The 20,961-nt window shown below is 70.6% G+C and carries 20 protein-coding genes, 6 pseudogenes and 1 riboswitch; of the genes and pseudogenes, 12 read left to right on the top strand and 14 right to left on the bottom strand.

The features are described from left to right. Positions 1–84: 84 nt before the first annotated feature. From ABT078_RS26905 to ABT078_RS26855, 11 genes and pseudogenes are all read right to left on the bottom strand, one after another. Positions 85–389: pseudogene (locus ABT078_RS26905) on the bottom strand (alkaline phosphatase family protein); the annotation flags it as partial. Between the two features lie 12 nt (positions 390–401). Further along, a complete protein-coding gene (locus ABT078_RS26900; RefSeq protein ID WP_502981339.1) occupies positions 402–1,469 on the bottom strand; it encodes a hydroxyacid dehydrogenase in 1,068 nt (355 codons plus the stop codon). Between the two features lie 98 nt (positions 1,470–1,567). Further along, positions 1,568–1,984 (bottom strand): annotated as a pseudogene (locus ABT078_RS26895) (substrate-binding domain-containing protein); the annotation flags it as partial. A gap of 141 nt (positions 1,985–2,125) precedes the next feature. Beyond that, positions 2,126–2,533 carry an aggregation-promoting factor C-terminal-like domain-containing protein gene (locus ABT078_RS26890; RefSeq protein ID WP_351232020.1) on the bottom strand — a complete coding sequence of 136 codons (408 nt, stop codon included), beginning with the start codon at positions 2,531–2,533 and terminating at the stop codon, positions 2,126–2,128. 300 nt (positions 2,534–2,833) lie between these two features. Beyond that, positions 2,834–3,646 (bottom strand): ECF transporter S component, encoded by an 813-nt coding sequence (locus tag ABT078_RS26885; protein WP_351232140.1) that lies wholly within the window; start codon positions 3,644–3,646, stop codon positions 2,834–2,836. Positions 3,647–3,657: 11 nt separating this feature from the next. Further along, complete coding sequence (locus ABT078_RS26880) at positions 3,658–5,520, bottom strand: ATP-binding cassette domain-containing protein (RefSeq protein WP_351232018.1); 1,863 nt, start codon at positions 5,518–5,520, stop codon at positions 3,658–3,660. Beyond that, the gene (locus ABT078_RS26875) at positions 5,517–6,581 is read right to left on the bottom strand and encodes an energy-coupling factor transporter transmembrane component T (protein ID WP_351232016.1); all 1,065 of its coding nucleotides are present in this window, start codon (positions 6,579–6,581) and stop codon (positions 5,517–5,519) included. The genes ABT078_RS26880 and ABT078_RS26875 overlap by 4 nt, the downstream gene beginning before the upstream one ends. Positions 6,582–7,141: 560 nt before the next feature. Next, the gene (locus ABT078_RS26870) at positions 7,142–7,867 is read right to left on the bottom strand and encodes an SCO2322 family protein (RefSeq protein ID WP_351232014.1); all 726 of its coding nucleotides are present in this window, start codon (positions 7,865–7,867) and stop codon (positions 7,142–7,144) included. Then, a complete protein-coding gene (locus ABT078_RS26865; RefSeq protein WP_351232012.1) occupies positions 7,867–9,123 on the bottom strand; it encodes an SCO2321 family membrane protein in 1,257 nt (418 codons plus the stop codon). The genes ABT078_RS26870 and ABT078_RS26865 overlap by 1 nt, the downstream gene beginning before the upstream one ends. Positions 9,124–9,231: 108 nt before the next feature. Further along, a riboswitch (cobalamin riboswitch) is annotated at positions 9,232–9,301 on the bottom strand. 128 nt (positions 9,302–9,429) lie between these two features. Continuing rightward, the gene (locus ABT078_RS26860) at positions 9,430–10,467 is read right to left on the bottom strand and encodes a Strvi_7410 family MBL fold metallo-hydrolase (protein WP_351232010.1); all 1,038 of its coding nucleotides are present in this window, start codon (positions 10,465–10,467) and stop codon (positions 9,430–9,432) included. Between the two features lie 251 nt (positions 10,468–10,718). Further along, positions 10,719–11,429, bottom strand: coding sequence for an HAD family hydrolase (locus ABT078_RS26855; RefSeq protein ID WP_351232008.1), 711 nt, complete (start codon positions 11,427–11,429; stop codon positions 10,719–10,721). Positions 11,430–12,235: 806 nt separating this feature from the next. Here ABT078_RS26855 and ABT078_RS26850 point away from each other — a divergent pair. From ABT078_RS26850 to ABT078_RS42835, 3 genes and pseudogenes are all read left to right on the top strand, one after another. Then, complete coding sequence (locus tag ABT078_RS26850) at positions 12,236–12,751, top strand: hypothetical protein (protein ID WP_351232006.1); 516 nt, start codon at positions 12,236–12,238, stop codon at positions 12,749–12,751. 117 nt (positions 12,752–12,868) lie between these two features. Beyond that, positions 12,869–13,567: pseudogene (locus tag ABT078_RS26845) on the top strand (tetratricopeptide repeat protein); the annotation flags it as partial. 108 nt (positions 13,568–13,675) lie between these two features. Then, complete coding sequence (locus ABT078_RS42835; protein ID WP_502981344.1) at positions 13,676–13,939, top strand: hypothetical protein; 264 nt, start codon at positions 13,676–13,678, stop codon at positions 13,937–13,939. 407 nt (positions 13,940–14,346) lie between these two features. On the opposite strand, the gene ABT078_RS26840 is transcribed toward ABT078_RS42835, so the two are convergent. Next, the gene (locus tag ABT078_RS26840; RefSeq protein ID WP_351232002.1) at positions 14,347–14,637 is read right to left on the bottom strand and encodes an Imm32 family immunity protein; all 291 of its coding nucleotides are present in this window, start codon (positions 14,635–14,637) and stop codon (positions 14,347–14,349) included. A 346-nt stretch (positions 14,638–14,983) separates the two neighbouring features. Continuing rightward, a complete protein-coding gene (locus ABT078_RS26835) occupies positions 14,984–15,124 on the bottom strand; it encodes a hypothetical protein (RefSeq protein ID WP_502981338.1) in 141 nt (46 codons plus the stop codon). A 151-nt stretch (positions 15,125–15,275) separates the two neighbouring features. On the opposite strand from ABT078_RS26835, the gene ABT078_RS26830 reads away from it, so the two are divergent. Then, on the top strand, positions 15,276–15,800 hold the full coding sequence (locus ABT078_RS26830) for a hypothetical protein (RefSeq protein ID WP_351232001.1): 525 nt from the start codon (positions 15,276–15,278) through the stop codon (positions 15,798–15,800). Positions 15,801–15,807: 7 nt separating this feature from the next. After that, positions 15,808–16,067, top strand: a pseudogene (locus ABT078_RS26825) (tyrosine-type recombinase/integrase); the annotation flags it as partial. Positions 16,068–16,296: 229 nt separating this feature from the next. Here the strand turns inward: ABT078_RS26825 and ABT078_RS26820 are convergent. Continuing rightward, positions 16,297–16,770, bottom strand: a complete 474-nt coding sequence (locus tag ABT078_RS26820) for a hypothetical protein (protein ID WP_351231999.1) — start codon at positions 16,768–16,770, stop codon at positions 16,297–16,299. A 664-nt stretch (positions 16,771–17,434) separates the two neighbouring features. Here ABT078_RS26820 and ABT078_RS26815 point away from each other — a divergent pair. The 7 genes and pseudogenes from ABT078_RS26815 to ABT078_RS26785 all read left to right on the top strand — a co-directional run. Beyond that, positions 17,435–17,866, top strand: coding sequence for an SMI1/KNR4 family protein (locus tag ABT078_RS26815; RefSeq protein ID WP_351231997.1), 432 nt, complete (start codon positions 17,435–17,437; stop codon positions 17,864–17,866). Between the two features lie 449 nt (positions 17,867–18,315). Continuing rightward, on the top strand, positions 18,316–18,876 hold the full coding sequence (locus ABT078_RS26810; RefSeq protein WP_351231995.1) for a hypothetical protein: 561 nt from the start codon (positions 18,316–18,318) through the stop codon (positions 18,874–18,876). Between the two features lie 75 nt (positions 18,877–18,951). Continuing rightward, positions 18,952–19,203 carry a hypothetical protein gene (locus tag ABT078_RS26805; protein ID WP_351231993.1) on the top strand — a complete coding sequence of 84 codons (252 nt, stop codon included), beginning with the start codon at positions 18,952–18,954 and terminating at the stop codon, positions 19,201–19,203. 70 nt (positions 19,204–19,273) lie between these two features. Further along, positions 19,274–19,591: pseudogene (locus tag ABT078_RS26800) on the top strand (VOC family protein); the annotation flags it as partial. 410 nt (positions 19,592–20,001) lie between these two features. After that, positions 20,002–20,445, top strand: coding sequence for a VOC family protein (locus tag ABT078_RS26795; protein ID WP_351231991.1), 444 nt, complete (start codon positions 20,002–20,004; stop codon positions 20,443–20,445). 79 nt (positions 20,446–20,524) lie between these two features. Further along, complete coding sequence (locus tag ABT078_RS26790; RefSeq protein WP_351231989.1) at positions 20,525–20,752, top strand: transposase; 228 nt, start codon at positions 20,525–20,527, stop codon at positions 20,750–20,752. Further along, positions 20,749–20,961: pseudogene (locus ABT078_RS26785) on the top strand (hypothetical protein); the annotation flags it as partial. The gene ABT078_RS26790 and the pseudogene ABT078_RS26785, both read left to right, overlap by 4 nt.

Raw genomic sequence — 20,961 nt, 5'->3', positions numbered from 1 at the left:
GGCGGTATGCCGCTTCGGAGCCTTGCGTGTGTCGTGCCGACTGTGCGTGCGGCGACTTGCCCGGAGCGGAGAACGATCGAAACGGGTGCGCCGGCCGCCGAGGGAGGCGAGGCGGGTGGTGAAGTCCGGGAAGACCGCGAGGCGGTTGCCGCTGAAGTCGTTGCTCCACACGGCGTGCTTGCCGACGGTCACACCGGTCGCGATCGTCGCCCAGCAGGGCCCGGACATGGTGGGCGTACCGGGGTCGACCGTGACCGGACCGGCACCAGGAGCCCGGACGCCGCCACCGCGTCCAGATGAGGGGGCTCGACGGCGCTCAGCGTGTCGAGGGGCACTCCGTCGATCCCGACGACCAGGACGCGGCGGACGGCTGCGGAGGGGTCCGTCATGCGACGCGCTCCTCAGGCCGAGCGGGTGAGTTCGTCGGCGCCGACGCCGTGGGCGAAGGGCAGGCCCTTGGCGTAGCGCTCGACCTCGTCGATCGCCCAGTGCGCCATGCGGCACAGCTCGTTGCCGAGCGAGCCGGCGATGTGCGGGGTGAGCAGCACGTTGGGCAGCGCGTACAGCGGCGACTCGGCGGGCAGCACCTCGGGCTCCGTGACGTCCAGGACGGCGTGGATACGGCCGGTGACCAGGTGCTCGGTGAGAGCGCCGGTGTCGACGAGGGAGCCGCGCGCGGTGTTGACGAGGGTGGCGCCGTCGCGCAGCAGCGCGATGCGCCGGGCGTCGAACATATGGCGGGTCTCGGGGAGTTGGGGTGCGTGGATGGACACCACCTGACTGCGGGACACGAGCTCGTCGAGCCCGACGAGCTCGGCCCCGAGCCCCGCGGCCCCGGCCGCGTCCACATACGGGTCGTGCAGCAGCACGTCCAGGTCCAGCGGCCGCAGCAGCTCCAGGACACGGCGTCCGATGCGCGAGGCGCCGACGATGCCGACGGTGCGTTGGTAGTTGCCGTGGCCCGCGAGGTACGGCAGGACGGCCACCTGTGCGCGTGCCTCCCGGTAGTGCCTGGCGCTGTCGAGCACCCGCTTGTTGGCGAACAGGATGGCGGCGAGGGTGAACTCGGCGACGGGCAGCGCGTTGGCGGCCGCGGCCGTGGAGACCGCGATGCCACGCTCCCAGACGGCCTCGGTGACATGGTGCTTGATGGATCCCGCCGCATGGACGACGGCCCGCAGCCGCGGCATCCGGCGCAGCGCGTCCGCCGTGAGCACCGGGGCGGCCCAGTGCGTGAAGAGCACTTCGGCGGCGTCGAGCACGGCGTCGTCGGCCGCCCCGAAGTCGCCGACGCACTCGGCGACGTCCACCTCCGCCACGCGCGGCAGCCGGTCGAGGGCGCCCTCGGCGAGCAGCTGGGTGTGGGCCTCGGGGCCCATGGCGAGCAGGGTGCGTGGACGGCGCGGGGCCGGAGCGAGGCCGAGGGCGGCGATGGCGGCTGTACGGAACGAACGTGAAGTGCGCGGCATTGCACGGCTCCTACGTGGGACCTCGTACGGGAGAGAGGCGAACGCAGGCCATCTTTTGTGCGGACCCGATCGACGTCAAGAGAAAATGAGCAAGACAATCAAAACGATCGAACATTGATCATGGCGAAGACTCGCCCTGATCGCCGCAGCAGTACGCGCACCCTCAACTCCAGCAACAGATCGAGATGTTGGCGCGGCGCCGGAACGCGACCCGACCTGCGCTCGGCCGGCCGCTGCAACAGCAGCTTCGCCGCCAGTTCGCCCACCGACCGCTTCGGCGGGGCGATCGCGGTCAACGGCAGATCGGCGAGCGGTGCCACCTCGTCGTCGTACGCGATCAGCGCCAGGTCGCCCGGCACACGGATGCCGCGCGCCTGCAGCCTGGGCACCAGCACGATGGCGTCCTCGTCGCTGTGCACGAGGGCCGCCGTGACCCCGTGCTCCGCCATGGCCCCGGCGAGATTCGACCACCTCGTCGCCGAGGTGGACGCGGGCCGGGGCGGGACGCTGACGGGTGGCGCGTGGCGGCGCGTGCGGCGCGGGCGGCCCCGTGGGCGCCGGCGGCCCCGGCCCTGCGCATGCGGCAAGGCCCCGAAGCGAGACGATCGCTTCGGGGCCTTGTCGGTCCCTGCTACTGGCGCTCTGCCGTCGTCGGCTCAGTACCAGTGGTTGGCCTGCCAGAAGTTCCAGGCGCCACACGGGCTGCCGTAACGCTCGTTCATGTACTCCAGGCCCCACTTGATCTGGGTCTTGGGGTTGGTCTTCCAGTCGGCGCCGGCGGTGGCCATCTTGTTGCCGGGCAGGGCCTGGACCAGGCCGTAGGCGCCGGAGGAGGGGTTCGACGCCGTGTGGTTCCAGTTGGACTCGTGCTTCACGATGTTGTCGAAGCACTGGAACTGGGCGGCAGGCATCATCTGCTTCGCGATCTCCTGCGGGGAGGAGGTGGCGGCCGAAGCCGTCGAGGTCGCCCCCAGCACCGCACCGGCCGCACCGAGGAGCACGGCGGTGCCGGCGACAACGGACTTGTTGCGGGCGGCGAAGCGGTTGATCAGCGAGTGAGACAAGGCAGTACCTAACGTCGGGGGCAAGGACGTCGCGACGGCGGGGCCGAAATCGGTCCGTGGTGCTGGCTCGAAGCCCTGCGTTGCCTTGCGACGAGGACAGTTGTAGCTGCGATGTCAGGGCCCCCGCCGTGACCGGGCTCACCCCGTAGATACGACGTAGAAGGGGTACTCCAGGACTAAGGTCCCGAGCCGGACATATCGGGTTTCGTTGCAGGTCGGAATGGGTCGTACGGGGACGAACAGCCCCGGGGTCCGTCTACTAAGCCCGATCGTTTCGGGACCAAGGTCCTGTGGGCCGCCTCACCCCTCCGGGGCCCTCCCCGGGGGCTCGAATGTGACCTGGGCCTCGAAGGCGGCGCGGCGCGTCGCCCGGCGCAGCGCCTTGAGGAGCGCGGAGCCGACGGTCAGGGTCAGTACGGCCGTGAGGACCGCACGCCCCAGGTCCCAGCCGAGCGAGGTCGCCAGGCAGTAGGCCAGGAAACGGACCAGGTTCTCGTGGACCGGGTCGCCCGGGTGGAGCGAGATCCCCGAGGCCATGCCGCTCTGCAGGACGACCCAGCCCTGCAGATTCATGACCGTGCCGTACGCGAAGGCCGCGGCGAAACCGTATCCGGCGAGCATCAGGAGCTCGGCACGGCCCCGGATGCGGTCCGGTCCCGGGAGCAGCCCCGCGGTCATCGTGAACCAGCCCATCGCCAGCATCTGGAACGGCATCCAGGGCCCGACTCCGCCCGTGAGCAGCGCGGACGCGAACATCGTCACGGAGCCGAGCACGAACCCGAAGCCGGGACCGAGCACGCGTCCGCTCAGCACCATCAGGAAGAACATGGGCTCGAGCCCCGCGGTGCCCGCACCCAGCGGCCGGAGCGCGGCCCCCACGGCCGCGAGCACACCGAGCATCGCGACGGCCTTCGCGTCCACCCCGCCGTCGGAGATCGTCGCGACGACGACGGCGACCAGGAGCGGAAGCAGCGCGGCGAACAGCCACGGGGCGTCCTGGGCGTGGTCCGTGACGGCCGCGTCCGCGTCTGCCAGCAGCGGCCAGCCGAAGGCGGCGACACCGATCGCACCGATCAGCACGAGCGCGGCCAGCGCGCGGGGGCCGAGCCGCATGGGGCGCGTCGTCACAGGGCCTCCTCGACCTGGGCCACGGTGAGCCAGGGCTCCGGGGCGAGGATCTTGGCGACCTGCGGGGCGAACGCGGGCGAGGAGACCACGACGTCGGCCGTCGGACCGTCCGCCACGACCTCGCCGTCCGCGAGGATCACCACCCGGTGCGCCAGCTCGGCAGCGAGCTCCACGTCGTGCGTCGCCAGGACGATGGCGTGGCCGTCGGTCGCGAGGCCCTGCAGGACCGCGACCAGGCGGGCCTTGGCCGCGTAGTCCAGTCCGCGGGTCGGCTCGTCGAGCAGGACCAGCGGCGGGCGGGCGGTGAGCACGAGCGCGAGGGCGAGCGCGAGGCGCTGGCCCTCGGAGAGATCCCGGGGATGCGTCTCGTCGGGCACGCCGGGCAGAAGCGCGGTGACGAGCTCCCGGCAGGTCCCCGGCGCGGCGCCCGCATCCGCGTCCGCCGCGGCGCACTCGGCGGCCACCGTGTCCGCGTACAGCAGGTCCCGCGGCTCCTGCGGTACGAGCCCGACCTGCCGGACGAGCTCGCGCGGCGGCGTGCGATGCGGTACGCGGCCGCCGGCCAGGACGCTGCCCGATGTCGGCGCGATCATCCCGACGAGCGCGCCGAGCAGCGTGGACTTCCCGGCACCGTTGCGCCCCATGAGCGCGACGGTCTCGCCGGGCGTCACGGCGAGGCCGACACCCCGCAGCGCCTCGACCCGCCCCCGTCGCACCCCGAGCCCGCGCACCTCGGCGACGGGACGGCTCCGCGGGCCGGCGATGGATGCGGAAGCGGACTCCTCCCGCTCCTCCACCCGCGCGGAGGGGATGTCGGGCGTGGGTTCCCCGGTGGCCGGTGCCCCGTCGCCGGCGGCCGCGGCGGGGCGGGGCCGCCGGAACAGCCTGCCGAACACGGTCCTGGCGGCGCGCCCCGACACGTATGCGCCTGCGGTCTCACGGAGAGCAGGCTCGACCCGGGGTGTGGCGCCGTCGGCGGCAGCCCGCCGCGGTACGGCGCCGGGCGGAGTCGGCGCCCCGCCCCGGAGGGCCGGGGACTCGGCCCCCGCCAAGCGCTCCCGCAGCGCTCCCGCCTGCCGCCGCGCGTCGCGCACCGACAGCGGCACCGGGGACCAGCCCGCCAGGCGGCCGAGCGCCACCACCGGAGGATGGACCGGTGAGATCGCCATCACCTCCGCAGGGCTGCCCAGCACCGGGGGCTCACCGGGACCGGGGAGCAGGACGACCTGGTCCGCGTACTGGACAACGCGTTCCAGGCGGTGCTCGGCCAGCAGCACCGTCGTGCCCAGGTCGTGCACCAGCCGCTGGAGCACCGCCAGCACCTCCTCGGCGGCGGCGGGGTCGAGCGCCGACGTCGGCTCGTCGAGGACCAGCACCTTCGGGTGCGGCGTGAGGACGGAGCCGATCGCCACCCGCTGCTGCTGCCCGCCGGAGAGCGTGGCGATCGGCCGGTCGCGCAGATCGGCGAGGCCCAGCAGGTCGAGGGTCTCCTCGACGCGTCGTCGCATGACGTCGGGTGCCAGCCCCAGCGACTCCATGCCGTACGCCAGCTCGTCCTCGACCGTGTCGGTGACGAAGTGCGCGAGCGGATCCTGGCCCACCGTGCCGACGAGGTCGGCGAGTTCGCGCGGCTTGTGGGTGCGGGTGTCCCGCCCGTCGACCGTGACCCGGCCACGCAGCGTTCCGCCCGTGAAGTGCGGGACCAGCCCGGAGACCGCGCCCAGCAGTGTCGACTTGCCGACCCCCGACGGGCCGACCAGCAGGACGAGTTCGCCCTCGGGGATCGTCAGATCGATCCCCTGGATCGTGGGCGTCGCGGCGTCCGCGTACGTCACCGAGACGTTCTCGAAGCGGATCACGACGACTCCTTCGGCGACATCGGTTCGGGAGCGACGAACGCGGGCAGCAGGCCCACCAGGACCGACACCGCCGGCAGCAGCGGCAGCGTCGGCGCGGCCGGCGGTACGACGGCTGGGTGCAGCGCCTCCGGGGCGTAGGAGCCCGCCCGGATCATCAGCACCGCGACCACGACGCCCGACCCGGACACCAGCCACGCCCGCGCGCCCCAGCGATCGGGGCGGTAGCGCGTACGGACCTGGCGGCGCCCGCCGAGCCACAGTCCCGCCAGCGCCGCCGCGAATCCGCCCAGCAGCACCGGCAGTCCGTACCCGGCCCCCTCCGCCGCGAGCAGTCCGTACGAGCCCGCGCACACCCCGAGCAGCCCGCCCAGGGTGAGGGCCGTGGTCGTGTGCCGGACGGCCGGCGGCACCGCGGCCGTACGCCCGTACCCGCGCGCGTCCATCGACGCGGCCACCGCGACGGAGCGTTCCAGCGCGCCCTCCAGGACGGGCAGCCCGATCTGGACGATCGCCCGGATGCCGCCGGTCGAGCGACCGCGCAGCCTGCGCGCGGTACGGAGCCGCACCACGTCCGCGACCAGGTTCGGCGCGAACGTCATCGCCACGACCACGGCGACCCCGGCCTCGTACAGCGCGCCCGGCAGCGACTTCAGCAGCCGCGCGGGGTTCGCGAGGGCGTTCGCCGCGCCCACGCAGATCAGCAGCGTGGCGAGCTTCGCCCCGTCGTACAGCGCGAACACCAGCTGTTCGGCCGTCACCCGGCCGCCGATCCTGATGCCCTGCGCCCAGTCGGGCAGCGGCACTTCGGGAAGGGAGAGGAGGACATGGGTTCCGGGGATCGGCGACCCGAGCACGACCGAGAAGACGAGCCGGATCGCGAGGACGACGAGTCCGAGCTTGAGGAACGCGCCGTACGACCGGGCCCACGGGGCGTCCGTGCGACGCGCCGCGACGACGTACCCGGCGACGCCGACCAGCAGGCCGAGCAGCAGCGGGTTGGTCGTCCGGGACGCCGCGGTCGCGAGCCCCAGGGCCCACACCCACCACGCCCCGGCATGCAACGCGTTGCTCCGGTTGGCCTCGGGCGCGCGAAGACCCCGCCGACGCCCCGCCTGCGGCGGCCTCTGCCCCCGCCCCGCACCCTGTCCGCCTGCGCCCCGGCCCTGGCGGGCGTGGGGAACGGAGACGCGAGAGGTCCCCTCCTGAGCGGGCGCGGCGGCCGGGGAGGGGCGCTCGGGCTTGCTGGTGGGTACGGGGTCGTCGTGTGCCGGTCCGGTGTTTGTGGAGGGGTATCCGGGCCGACCCGGCGGTACAGGGTCACCGTGAGCCCGTCCGGCGGCTGGGGAGGGGCGCTCGGGCTTGCTGGTGGGTACGGGGTCGTCGTGTGCCGGTTCGGTGTTTGTGGAGGGGTATCCGGGCCGACCCGGCGGTACAGGGTCACCGTGAGCCCGTCCGGCGATTGAGGACGGACACCCGGGTCGACTCGGCGGTATCGGCTCGTCCTGAGCCCGTCCGGCGACTGAGGACACGGCTGCTGAAGGCCGCACGGGAGCTGGGGCGGAGCCCCGGTTCGGGAAGGGGCGGGGAGGGGAGAAGGCCCCTGCCCGCGCCTCGGCCGGCGTCATCCGCGACGACGGCGGGACTGCCAGAACGCCGCCGTGCCCAGCGCGAGCACGGCCGCGACGCCCGCGACGACACCGACCGAGGGTCCAAAGGCCTCCTCCGCGGAGCCGTCCGAGGTGTCCGAGTTGTCCGAGGCATCCGCGGCATCCGCGGCGGGCGTCGCCGCGCTCGGCCCGGCCGGCGGCGGGGCGACGGCCGACACCTGCTCGCCGCACCCCGACCTCGGATACGCCGAGATCGCGCAGAGCAGCGCATCGCCGTTGTACCGCAGCGGCTTCGCCACCGCCGCCAGGGCGTCCGCGCTCGTCGCGGACGGGTCCACCCGGGCGCAGGCGGTGCGCCGGTCGGGCGACGGCGGGGCGTCGCCCTGCGGCGCGTCCGCCGGCGTGCCGAAATCAATGACGATGCCGACCCGCTTGGTGCCCGCCTTCGCGGGCGTGTCCGCGCACACGGACGCGAAGTCGGGAGCGGTGCGCGGCTTCGCCGAGTCCGCCGAGTCGGTGCTGACCGAGAAGCGGAAGCCGTTCACCTCGCCGTCCGCGGGCCGGGCGGTGGCCGGGCCCTGGGTGGCGTACATCCATCCGCCGCCCGCGGCCTCACCACCGGCCCCACCGCCGGACTGCCAGAACGACCAGTACCGGTAGCCGGCCGCCTGCGCCGGCAACGCCACCACCAGTGCGAGAGCAGCGCCGAGGACCAGCGCGGCCGTGAATCGCCTGAGCATTACTGCTTGTTCTTCCTGCGGCCGCTGATCAGGAAGCCGATGACCACGCCCGCCGCGACACCCGCGCCGATGATCCACCAGATGCCCACGTTGTCGCCGCCGGTCACCTCGGCCTTGTCGTCCTGGCCCGCCGCCGCCGCCGGCGTCGGCGCGACGGTGGACGCGGGCGCGGGGCCGGTCGCGTTCAGCTGCGCGACCAGGTCGGTGCCGCCGAAGTCCCGCGGGTCGGCACCGTACGCGTGCGCGGCGAGGACCAACTGGGCGTACGCCGCCGGGCCGCCGTCCTTCGCCCAGACGGCGGAGTTCTTCTCCAGCCAGGCCACGGCGCCGGCCGCCTTGTCGGCGTGCCCGGCCGCGGACAGGGCGAGCACCGCGTCCGCGGTGTTGCCGAAGTCGGGCTGCGGGGCGGGGTCGGCGGCGCCGGGCAGCGGCGGGGAGTCGAGGTGGCCGGTCTTGGCGAGGGCCGTCGCGAGGTAGGCCGCGCCGTTGCGGGCGGACTGCTCGGGGGTCGCCTCGGCGGCGGTGTCGCACGCCGGGGCACCGCCCGGCTTCGGACCCTTGACGATCAAGCCGCGGCCGAGCCCGCCGAGCACGGCGGCCGCGGTCGCGTCGCCGTTCGCGAACAGCTTGCCCGCCTTGTCCGGCTGGTACGCGAACGCTCCGCCGCCCGCCTTGTCCGCGCACGGGATCGCGAACGACACGAGCGCGTCGTACGGGTTCTTCCCGCCGCTCGACGTCATCGTGGCCGGTCGAGCGTCCGCCACCGCGAGGGCGCCGATCACTATCGCGGTGGAGTTGGCGTCGGACGGCATGCCCGGGTTGTAGCTCCAGCCGCCGTCCGCGTTCTGCACGGACTTCAGCCAGGAGATGCCCTTGCGGACCTCGGCCTTGTGCCCGCCGACGGCGGTGAGGGCCTGCAGTGCCGCGGCGGTGGCGTTGGTGTCCAGCATCGTCTTGGCGTCGCAGGGCTTGGCGGCGTCGGCGCGGTAGGAGGCGAATCCGCCGTTCGCGCACTGCTGCCCGGTCAGCCAGGACACGGCCTTCGCCGCGGGGACTTCCTTCATGGCGTCCTGCGCGAGCAGTGCCAGCGACTGCCGCCAGACACCGTCGTAGGTGGGGTCCTTCGTGCCGAACAGCCCGGCCGGGAGCACGGGCGAGGGGGAGGGGCTCGGCGCGGCGGTCGCGGCCGGGGCGCCGGCCCCACAGAGCACGGCGGTAGCGGCGGCGAGCGCGGCTGCGCTGCGGCGAACGTTCATGGCGGACGGTGCCTCTCCTGCGGGGAGCCGGACGCAGGCACGCTCGGGCACCAGGTTCCGGCCCCGTATACCTCGACGGTGCCTTCGGGGTGTCTTGTCCCGGTACGAGGCATTCCGACTCACCGCCTGCGAGGCGGCTCACGGCTGCGGGTCAGTGCCGGATTCGCACCGGCTTCCCCCCGTACGGGCATGATGACGACTCGCACACTCTACCGGCCCGTATCCGGCGGGTCCCTGGGAGGATGCCGGGGCGTGGGTCACACTCGTGAGCCACCCCCCCACGCGTCATACCTCATACGTCACGCGTCAAACCGCCACGTACGTCACCGGCGCGCTCCCCGGCACCGCCTCCGCCCGCCCCAGCTTCACGAGGCGGCGCAGATGGGACTCCGCCTCCGAGACGGCGATGTTCCTGGATCCGTAGGGGATCCGGTCCCAGGGGCGGTTCCACTCCATGCGCTCGGCGAGCTGCCAGGGGGTCAGCGGGGTGGCGAGGAGGGTCAGCAGCCCGCTGAGGCGGGTCTCGTGGTGGGCGAGCAGCTCCCGCACCCGCGCCGCTGCGTCGGTGAACGCGTGCTGGTGCGCCGGGAGGACCTCGGCGACGCCGAGGCGGCCGATGCGTTCCAGTGAGTCCAGGTAGTCGCCGAGGGGATCGGTGACGGTGGAGTCGTCCGGATCCTCGTAGAGACCGATGTGCGGGGAGATCCCGGGCAGCAGGTGGTCGCCGGAGAAGAGACGGCCGTGGCCCGCGAGGTTCGCCGGGTGGTCCTCCTCCAGGTGGAGACAGACATGGCCGGGGGTGTGGCCGGGCGTCCATATCGCGCGCAGCCGCCGGCCCGCCAGGTCCAGCAGCTCCCCGGGGACGATCTCCCGGTCGGGCAGGGCGGCGCGCAGACCCGGCAGGGTCCGCATCCGGCCGGAGTCGCGCGCCGCCCGCAGCGGGACGAGGTGCTCGTCGGGCGCCCCGACCGTGGCGAGCTTGTCGGCCAGGTAGTCGAGCCAGGCCTCCGGCCGGGATTCGCGGGTGCGGCGTACGACGTCGGTGTCGGCGGCGTGCATGGCGATCCAAGCGCCGGACGCGTCGCGCACCTGGCCCGACAGTCCGTGGTGGTCGGGGTGGTGGTGGGTGATGACCACGCCGTGGATGTCGGCGACCGCGACGCCGAGCGCGCCCAGGCCCTCGGTGAGCGCGGTCCAGGAGGCGGGGTCGTCCCAGCCGGTGTCGACGAGGACGGGGCCGCGGTCCGTCTCCAGAACGTGGACCAGGGTGTGGCCCAGAGGATTGTCCGGGATGGGGACCCGGAGGGACCAGACGCCTCCGCCGTGCTCCGTCACCTGTGGCATACGACCTCGTCTCCCCTGTGCAGCACGGCCATTGCTCACTATAACGAGAACTGATGGATCGTCAGAACGGCCGGAAGGAACTCTTTGGAACCCCTGCCGACCAGCCGTGGGGGAGTCGGCGACGGTCGGTGTCGGTCACCTCGGGCCGTTCGGGGACGGCCCGAGGTGACCGCCCGGGCGAGTGGCTCCGAGTGGCGGCCGAGGGCTCGTGGCGCCTGGTGGTGCGCGGGCCGACCCCCGCCTGCCGCTCGCTAACCGCCGGTGCCTCGTCGGTCCAGGAGGTCCAGGAGCGGTGCCAGTCCGGCCGGGCGCTCGTCCACCGGCAGGTGTTCGACGAAGTGGACCTGGCAGCCCAGGGCCTCCGCGCCGCCGTCCGCCGTCCGGTTGTCACCGACCATCAGCACGTCGGCGGGTGCCAGTCCGAGCCGGTCGCAGGCGGCTCGGAAGATGGCCGGGTCGGGCTTTTGCGTACCCAGCTCGAAGGAGAGCAGGTATGCGTCGACCAGTTCGTCCAGCCCGTGTGCGCGGAAGACCGGCCGCAGGTCCCAGCCGATATTGCTCACCACGGCCACCGGGAGCCTTCGCCTGCGTAGTTCGCGCAACGTCGGCTCGGTGTCCGGGTAGGGCCGCCAGGCGGCCGGTGTCATATGGCGGTCGTACAGCGCCCGCAGCAGATCGGGCGCCGGCAGCCCCGCCTCCCGGGCCAGCGCGGTGAAGGCCGCCCGATGCTGGTCTGCGCTCAGATCCCTCTCGTGCCACAGCGCTTCGAGATGGGCGGGTACGCGCCGGGGTTCCGGTCCGCCCGGCAGCACTCCGTACTCCGTGAGTCGTCGCACCAAGGTGGTGAACTCGTCGCCGGCCACCGGGGTGCCGGTCGCCGTCAGGACCGTGCCGAGCCACTCCTCGGTCGACTCGATACGCAGCAGAGTGCCGGAGAAGTCGAACATCACTCCCTTGATCATGTCGTGATCCTAGGCGGCCGGGCTCCTGGTGGGACAGTCACCGGCCCCTCTGTCCGCAGAACTGCGAGATCCCGAGACCGGCCACACGCCTCAGACGCTGCCGAAGGGTTCGGGGCAGGTGAACTCTCGCCCCTCACGGAGGGATCGTGGGCGGCGTGGGTACGGATCCGCACGAACGACAGTCGGGCGGGATCGCCGACGGGCGAACCACCTCACGTCGCCCTCGGCATCCAGTCGCCTCGCCGAATCCAGCACGTGCCGAGGCAACTTCGAGTCGGCCGCCACCACCTCGATGCCCGACGAGGTGTCCCATCTCGTCGCAGGCGAGGCGGTGTGGACGGTTCCGAGCCGTACCGGCGCCGCCGGCGATGCTCGGACGCGGCCCGGGAGGCATGAGAGGGAACCCTCACCAGTGGCAAAGCTGCTGGTCGGGGCCTATTCGGTCCCGAGTCTGGCTTAGTTGAACCAGAACTGGTGCGGCAGGTTGGCTGCCTCGGGTTCCAGAATCAAGCACGTGTCTGACCAGCGGGGCAGAGGTCGTAGTTGGTCGTTGTTGATGGCTCCTGGCTGCGCTCAGACGGCCCACAGACGGCCCAGCGACGTCAGGGCACTCACTCACCCACCGACCCGTGCGGACGAACATGCTCGACTGGCTCTGTTCAGCTGGACTGGACGGCTTCCGGCAGCGCCGCCTCGACTTTGCCAGCCAGCATGCCGAACCGTAGCGGTCCAACGCTCCGCAGTGATGTCAGTACCCACACCGTGACCGCAAGCAGCCCCAGGCGACCGGCTGACAGGCCGCCGCCATGGCCGCGCCCGGCGGCCCCCTCGACACAGGCGCCCTCGCCGCGACGTATGCAACCGCGCGCGATGCGGTGCGGGCGTTCGTGATCGCATCCGAGGCGTTCAACGCCGCCATCGGTGAGGCCGCGCGGCTGCTCGCCGCCGCCAACGTGCCCGACAGCAGCGGGGGCGAGCACCCCGCCCCGGGCACCATGGCCCGTTGGGGTACGCGCACGCTCCGCCTCGCCGACGGAACCGCGCTCAGCGCCACGGGAACGGGTCTGCGTCTCGCCGTCCTGCTCGACGACCTCGACCGCGAATCCGGCGGCATCCCTACAGGCGACTTCCAACCGCCCTTCGGCCGTACGCCGCTCGACGAGCAGGCATTACCGCGCGCCGCCATCTCCAGCGCCCAGCGCCGTTCCGCCTGCGCCCGCCGCTCGGGATCGTCACAGTGCAGCAGTCGTTTCCTATGCGCCGAGCAAGCGAATGTGTCATCCGGTTGGGCGCGGTCGGCACCCGGCTGGTTGCAGGGCTAGCCGCCCGAATGATTACTAAGAGTGTCAGCATGAACGGGTTGCCCGCCCAGCCACGCCGTCGCTCGGCGTGAGGAACAGGCAGTGAGGGCGGGAGCGCGCGACACTCCTGGAGCGAGAATGCAGGACCTTACGATCTGCCGCGAACTTGGTGAACGCCACGGCGAGGGCCGGCCCCTGAACAGTCTCGGCACCGCTCTGCAGCAGGTGCAGCGGTTCGACGAGGCAATAGCGGCCCACCACCAGGACCTCGCCATCTGCCGTGATCTCGGCGATCGCCACGGCGAAGCTCTGGCGCTGAACAACCTCGGTGCCGCTCTGCAGCAGATGCGGCGGTTCGACGAAGCCATAGAGGCCCACCAGAAGGCCGCCGACCGTTTCACCGAGCTCGGTGACATCCACCGCGAAGGCCAGGCGCTCAACAACCTCGGTGCCGCCCTCCAGCAGATGCGGCGGTTCGACGAAGCCGTAGAAGCCCACCAGAAGGCCGCCGACCGTTTCACCGAGCTCGGTGACAACCACCGCGAAGGCCAGGCGCTCAACAACCTCGGTGCCGCCCTCCAGCAGATGCGGCGGTTCGACGAAGCCATAGAAGCCCACCAGCAGGCCGCCGACCTTTTCGGCGAACTCGGTGACCACGACGGCGAAGGTCAGGCGCACAACAACATCGGTGCCGCCCTGCAGCAGATGCGGCGGTTCGACGAAGCCATAGAAGCCCACCACCAGGCCGCCGACCGTTTCGGCGAGCTCGGTGACAACCACCGCGAAGGCCAGGCGCTCAACAACCTCGGTGCCGCCCTCCAGCAGATGCGGCGGTTCGACGAAGCCATAGAAGCCCACCAGAAGGCCGCCGACCGTTTCACCAAGTTCGGTGACATCCACGGCGAGGGTCAGGCGCTCAACAACCTCGGTGCCGCCCTCCAGCAGATGCGGCGGTTCGACGAAGCCATAGAAGCCCACCAGAAGGCCGCCGTCCGCTTCAGCAAGCTCGGCGACGGCCGGAGCCGGGTCCTGAAAGGCCGGGAGTCCCGGGGCATATGGCGGGTGCTCACGGGCAGGGGTCGTAAGGACCGGCCACGGCCGCCTGCTGCAGACGCCCCAAAGCCTGCGGAACTCGCTCCAACGCCGTACGTCCCTGCGCTCCGTCCCGCAGTCGAGGTGCCGTCAGCGTGTGGAAACGTCACCGACTGAACCAGTAGCGGCACACGGCCCAGCCAGACGTTCCCAGGGCCAGGCCACACACCTTCATTCGTCTTCCAAGCTGGTGCTCCAAGACCCTGGCACCTGCGCGGCACCAAGGAGAGGCGCGCCGTCGCCGACAAGGCCACCACCATCCCGGGGCAGGGCGCGGCCGAGCAGCTACTCGCCGAGACCAGGCAGGCCCGCGCATGGGACCGCGCCCGCGCCCTGCTCGACGCCGCCGCACCGTGCCCGACATCATCGAGGGCGCCGCTTTGTAAGCCTGGCGCTGATCGTGGACGAGTTCTCGCTGGTCACCAGTCGCCCAAGGGGGCTGGGCATGCTGACCGGTATCTGCGCCGCCATGTGCCCCGAGTGACCGTGGCTGACCGCTCGATCTGGCACGGATCTGGCACGGGCTATTCGCCGTCGCACCGCTCCAGAACCAGGCTCGCGGACCCGTCTTCAAGTCCGTTGTTGTCCTCCAGGTGCAGATGAGCCCCGTCGGGTGTGCCGTCCTGCGCGAGTGTGAGCAGATGGCCGGCCAGAGTCTTCAGCCCTGCGGCGTTCGCCTCGATGACGATCTCCCCGCCGAGGTTGCGCACCTCGATGCGCGCGCCCTCCTCCCACGTGAAGACTCTCGTGACCCCATCGGTCATCGTGTTGACGTGCGTGGTCGCCGGCGGAGCGCCGTTCGATTCGGAGGTCATGCCCAAGGATCAGCCATCGACTGGGACACGAGCCAGCAGGTTGCCGTAGTCGCGCGCTTTCCAAGTCTGTTGGTGGTGTGGTGAGCTCTGGCGGCGGTCAGCTCGAAGCGGGTGGCTGTCCGAGATCCTACGGGGCCAGCGCCGAGGGCCGTCTCAGGTTCAGCGCGGGGCCGTTCACCTGCGTTCACGGAAGGACGACTCTGGGATCGCCTCTCGCCTTTGGTCCCGTCTGAACGGCCGTGAACCCCGCTGAATGAGCCGGTGTTGGTGCCATGCCTGGAGGCGCGGTCGAGCACCCGCCGTTGACCGTGGTTCACCGCCTCATCGGGCACGGATCGGGCACGGCCTACCCTCGATGCGAACTCAGGACCAGCAGGGCCCTCACCAGCCCGGTCGCCCACTTCGGGTCGGTGCGTACCTCGTCGAGCACGTGCCAGTTCTTAAGGTGCGCGAAGCCGTGCTCGACGGCGCCCGGATCGGGGCGCATGCTCCTCGGAGGGCTGCGTAGAGTACCTGCGGTCATCGATTGGAGAAAGACGTTGGACGCGGTCGAGTTCCCTCTCAGCGCTCGGGTACGCGGGGCCCGGCGATGGCTCGTGGCCACGAGCGTGGGGGGTGCCGTACTCGCGGGAGCCGCCGTGGCATCCATGGTCGCCAACGCCTCCGGCTGGGCGTCGGTGCCGAGGGCGATTCAGGCGGGTTTGGTGCTGGTGACGCTGTTCGTGCTGCCCGTCGCATGGGTGGGAGTGCACGCTGTGTGGGCGCTGCGCGGGCGGGCCGAGCTGTTCATCGCCGCCGGAGAGCACCCTCGGCGGCGTCCCACCGACCGACAGTTGGTCGACCACCTGCGCAACGAGCACCCGCTCACGCCACTGTGGGGGATGGTTGCCGTCCTCAGCAGCCTCGGCACGCTCTGCCTCGGGGTCGCGCTTCCGTTCGCCCTGGCGGACGGCGCCGTACTGGCCGGTGTACTCCTCGGGAGCGGGCTCGCCGTGTCCCTGGCCGCCCTGACCCTGGCCGTGTCCGGTATCCGCCGTGCCGCCCGCCAGGGCTCCGAGGACCGAAGGCGGCGCACCGAGCTGTGGTCCCTGCCCACCGCCGTCGAACGCCGACTCACGATCCCCCTCCTCGGCGCCGGCGACGGGGCACACCCCGGTGCCTGAACACACGGTGTTCACCACCCGCACGGGCCGGCCGATCGAGCCGCGGAACCTCAGCCGATCGTTCGAGCGAGTCACCTAGGAACCGGGCTGCCGCGGATCCGGCTGCACGACACCCGTCACGGGTGCGCGACCCTTCTTTTCGCTGCCGGGGTGCCGCCACGGGTGGTTATGGAGATCCAGGGTCACTCCCAGATCGCCGTCACGATGAACATCTACACCCACTTGTCGGACGAGGGGCGGCGTGAGGCGATGGGTCACATGGACCGGCACTGCGCCGACGGCGCGCTCGGGACTGGGCGACTGCCATCAAGTTCTACCGTCAAGGCCCCCGCAGCGGACTCGCTGCGGGGGCCTTTGTGCTGGTGGGCGCGGACGGTTTCGAACCGCCGACATCTGCTTTGTAAGTTCGCGCGGACGGGCCGTCTGGAGCCCTCGTCCTTGCGTCCACGCCTCGTGAATGACTGTCTCGGGCTGCCCATGTCCGCTGTCGTTGATGTCACTTGGTGATGTCAGGACTAGGAGTGGTCTTGAGGTGCCGCCGCATCGCGGTTCGCAGGGCTTCGAGTTCGGTTCGGGGAAACGGCCGGCCCCACTGAGACTCGTAGGCCTCCTCGCCCAGTTCGTGGTCGATCCGGTCGAAGGCTCGGACGGCCGACCGTGCGAGTGCCGCGATCGTGTGGCGTCCTGACCAGAGAACCGTCCCTGAGCTGTCCGGCGCACGGTCGTCGTCAGCCCTCACTAGACGAACATCGACACCCGAACCCTCCCGATGGAAGAACCACCTGTACACCTCAGGTTCCCCCTCCAACTCGGCACGCGTGTCTTCGTCACCCAACACCAGCCTGGCCACGGCGTACAAGAATTGCTCAGGCCCGTCAGTGATGTATGAAGCCATGACCTCCGCCTCGCCTTGATCGTCACCCACCTTGACGAAGGCCCACCCGTGACTGTGCAACGTCCACGTGATCATCGGAGATCGCATCGCATCCCCCCTGACGCGGACCCTATGACGAGGTGCGGTAGGGCGTCCAAGGACATGAGCTTGGGAATCACCGGACCGTCACGTGGAATGTTGACGCTGACCAGCGCAAACGGCTGCTGATGATCACTCGCGGGGCGTCCCGCTTGACCGCTCTTGACCGCTGGGATCCGCTCCTTCTGGCACGGATGTGGCACGGGCTTCCATCCGCGGCAGGGCCGCTCCCCTGAGTGCGTGATTCACAGCACGGCTACCGTGATCGCGGACCAAGCCGCTGTCATTGATCGCCTGTTGAAGAGTGGCCTTGGCTCTCTCGCACGTCTGCTGCAACGCGGCACCCGCGGCGTTGATCCCAGTGCTCCAGGTGCGTACAGGACCGTTCGTGCGGACGTGCTCGGCCAGTGCCTGCCTAGCCGCATATACGGCGCATTGCAGAGCGATCAGGGGCTCGGGGACCTCCATGCCAGCCACGCTCGCCATGGTAGTTGTCACCCTCTGATCCGTAGCTCTAGCCGGATCGGTCAGCGACGGTCATACCGGTCGCTGCGTGGCTCTGGAGGGACGCTACCGGACAGCGGCGGGCTGGGGTTGCGGTACGGCGCTGCTGTACAGCGCCCGTTGTCGGCACGGTCAACCCTCGGCCTAAGCTGCGCCTATGTGGAAAGAAGCCGCTTCCGAAGCCTTGCCCGAGGTCGAGTTCCGCGCACCCGTTGACGCGACTGCTCTAGCCGAGGCGCAACGGCGCCTTGGCCGAGGCCTGCCGGCGCAGCTGACTGCTCTGCTGACGGAGACCAACGGGATGGTCGGCGAGTACGGGACTGACGTCGTATGGTCCCTGGATCGGATTGTGGAGCAGAACCTGCTGTTCTGGTCCCCCGACACGTTCCCGGGCCTGTACATGCCCTTCGATCCGCTGCTGTTCTTCGGCGACAACGGCGGAGGCGACCAGTTCGCCTTCGTGCTAACGCCTGAGCGTCCGGACATCTTCGTCTGGGACCACGAGGATGACAGTCGGCTGTGGGCTGCATGCGAGCTGGAGGACTACCTGCACCGTTCGCTCGCGGGCGATGGCGACTGGTACCGGTAGCCACCCTCTATGTCCCTAGTTTGGAAGACCACGTATGCGGCCCGACCTGGGGCATGGCTTACCTGCGGGATAGCGGTTGAATCGCCCCGACTCCCCGTGGTTCCCCGATCGCCCCCGCCTCATCGGGCACGCAGGGGGCACGCGTCCCTACTCGGAAGTGTCGGCCACTGGGGCGGCCCGTTCATGCGTCCCCCTTCGGCACCATTCATCGGCCATGCCAGTTCCCTTGCCCTTCCGGGCCGATTCGCCGACTGATCGGTCAGGCCCAGCGCACTAAGGTCGGTGCGTCGGCTGGCGTAGCTCTGCTGCGCAGCTGGCGGGCGATGTTCGGCCAGGTCATGGCCTTCGTCGGCACAGCCGCAGTCCTCATATGAGCACAGCTGCGCGCCTCGTGCGCCGTGCGGGGTGGGGTATTCCGGATTCTGGCCCGCGATGTAGTGTCCTGCATCATGTCGCGCATCGTCGTCCGGGCCATCGGTCTCGCCATACTTCTCGTCGGCCTGCTCATGGGCACGTACGGCACCCAGACCTTCGCCACCACTGTGGGCCTGGCCGGCACCGGAGGAACCCTCACCGTCGCCGACTGCCGGATCGATGTCTCGTACACCGACAATGACCGCGACGCCGACGACCGGCGTGAGACCCGGCGATGCTGGGGGGACTTCAGCGCCGCCGATGGTTCGGACACCGACCCGCAGCACTGGCTCGCCAGCGACGAGGCACAGCCGGGAGACCGGATCGAGGTCCGGGACAACGGCACCATCTACATGGAACGGGATGCAGGATCGGTGGTGGGCGCCGCCGCCATCATCTTCATCGCGCTCGGCATGTCGTTGACCGGAGGGCTGATCCTCGCCACTGGGCGCTACCCCTCTCCGGGGAAGATCGAGCAGAGCCAGCGCTTCAATGCCGCGGTGCGCGCTCTTCCGTGCGGCCGGACCGTCTTCTGGACCTGCCTTGGGTCCTGGGCCGCGGGGCTGCTCGGCTTCGGACTCGCCAAGCTGCTCTGAACGGGCTGCACCGACCGACCGGCCCGCTCTCGGCCTACTCGCTGCTGCTGGCCAAGCGCTTAGAAGGCGCCTGGTGTGATCGTCGGCGCATCCCTCCTGACCTGGTGCTCCACGGACGCCGAGCGCGATAGATCGGCGCCTTCGACACGTATTCGACAGGGGGGCGCCAACGTCCACTGGCTACGGCCGCTCCTGCCGGGTATCTGGCTGAGCATGCCTGCTCTGATCTATACCTCGCACAGCGCAGCAACCACGGTGTGGGCCTTCGTGGGAGCCATTCTCATCGTGCTGGCGGTGGGTTGGTACATCCGGATGAATCTCACCTGAGGCGCGATCCAGATTTTCGGAGTTCGGCGCTCTGGGGATGTCGAGAACGTGCCACCGGCTCCGTCCCAGGGACATCAGCACCGGACTCGACGGCGTCCGCTGTGACATCGCGATGGTCCGGACCCCAGACGGTCACAGCCGGCTCGAGCTGGCGAAGTACCGCAGCCCCGCGGTGATCAGCGCCGGGCCGCGCAACCGGCCGCACAACATTCTGGGCACGCACCGCGTCATGTTCGCCGTCGACGACATCGAGGACACCGTTGCCCGCCTGCGCCCTCACGGCGCCGAACTCGTCGGCGAGATCGCCCGGTTCGAGGACAGCTATCTACTCTGCTACCTCCGCGGCCCGGAGGGCATCATCGTCGGACTGGCCGAGCAACTGCGCTGAGAGGGAGGAACCGAACCATGCAGCTGAACGGAAGTCATGAGATGGACCTCGGAGTTCGATCGCCCCTCGGTAACACCCGGGAGGCACCGGGCCACGCTGGCCGTGCCAGGCCGCTCAGGAGCGCTAGCGTCCGGCGCCGTTGATGGTCCGCTTGTGTCAGTACTTGACTGCCGCTGTCCTTCGGCGTTGTCACGCAGTTAGACACTCAGCCGGGATCAACGGCTGATCGCTTTTTCCTGGAGGTCAACTCGACGCGGTGGGCGAAGATATCCAAGCGAAGGCGTCTGCTGTTCGGGTAGCCAGCGAAGATCCACCGATGAGTTCCGCCGACCGGGCCGGTCTACCAGGACGTACGCCATCGAGACGCCGACTGGAGACCCACCATGACGAATCCCGCACACCCCGGCCGCATGCTGTTCGTGAACATCCCCGTAGCGGACCTCGAACGCAGCAAGGAGTTCTTCGCTGATCTCGGGTTTAGTTTCAACCCGAACTTCACCGACGAGACCGCCGCCTGCATGCTGGTCGGCGAGCAGGCCTTCGTCATGCTGCTCAGCCGTGAGAAGTTCGCGCAGTTCGCGAAACTGCCGATGGCCGATCCCACCACGCACACGCTGGCGCTGTACTGCTTCAGCGTGTCATCCCGTGATGAGGTCGATACGGTCAGCGCCGCTGCACTCGCGGCGGGCGGCTCCGAGGCTGATGGCGCCGAGGACTACGGCTTCATGTACTCACGCAGCTTCTTCGATCTCGACGGCCACGGCTGGCAGGTCATGTGGATGGACCCGGCGGCGGCGGAGCAGGGCCCCGAGGCGTTCGTGGCCTCCACGCAGGACGCCGACGCCGACGCATAGGCCTGAGCCACCTGAAGCTTCCCCTTGATCGTGGACACCTGGAGACTGGGACGTGAGAGCCCAGAGGAAGCAGTGCCAGGTGGGAAGCAAGTACACGAAGCGGTACTCGGACGAGTACAAGCGGGACGCGATCGAGCTCGTGCGGTCGTCGGGCCGGACGGTGACCGAGGTCGCCCGGGAGCTCGGGATCAGCTCGGAGTCCCTGCGGGGCTGGGTGAAAAAGGCCCTCTCTGTCAGCCTTTGGCGAGACGTCCCGTTTCGGCGGGTTAGCCTGAGAGGGCACGACAGGAGAACCACCCCCTCATGACCAGCACCAAGCCCGCCGGATCCGATCCGGCTCCCCGGCCGAAGCGCCGCACGTTCAGTCCCGAGTACAAGCTGCGGATCGTGGCCGAGTACGACGCCGCGCCCAAGAACGAGAAGGGCGCGATCCTGCGCCGCGAGCGGCTTTACCACTCGCACGTGAAGGAGTGGCGGGCCGCGCGGGACGCCGGGGCCCTGGAGAAGCTGGTCGAC

Origin of the sequence: Streptomyces sp. NPDC002133, assembly GCF_040296405.1 — a bacterium.
Taxonomy (GTDB): Bacteria; Actinomycetota; Actinomycetes; order Streptomycetales; family Streptomycetaceae; genus Streptomyces.
This window is presented reverse-complemented; position numbering and strand designations above follow the sequence as displayed.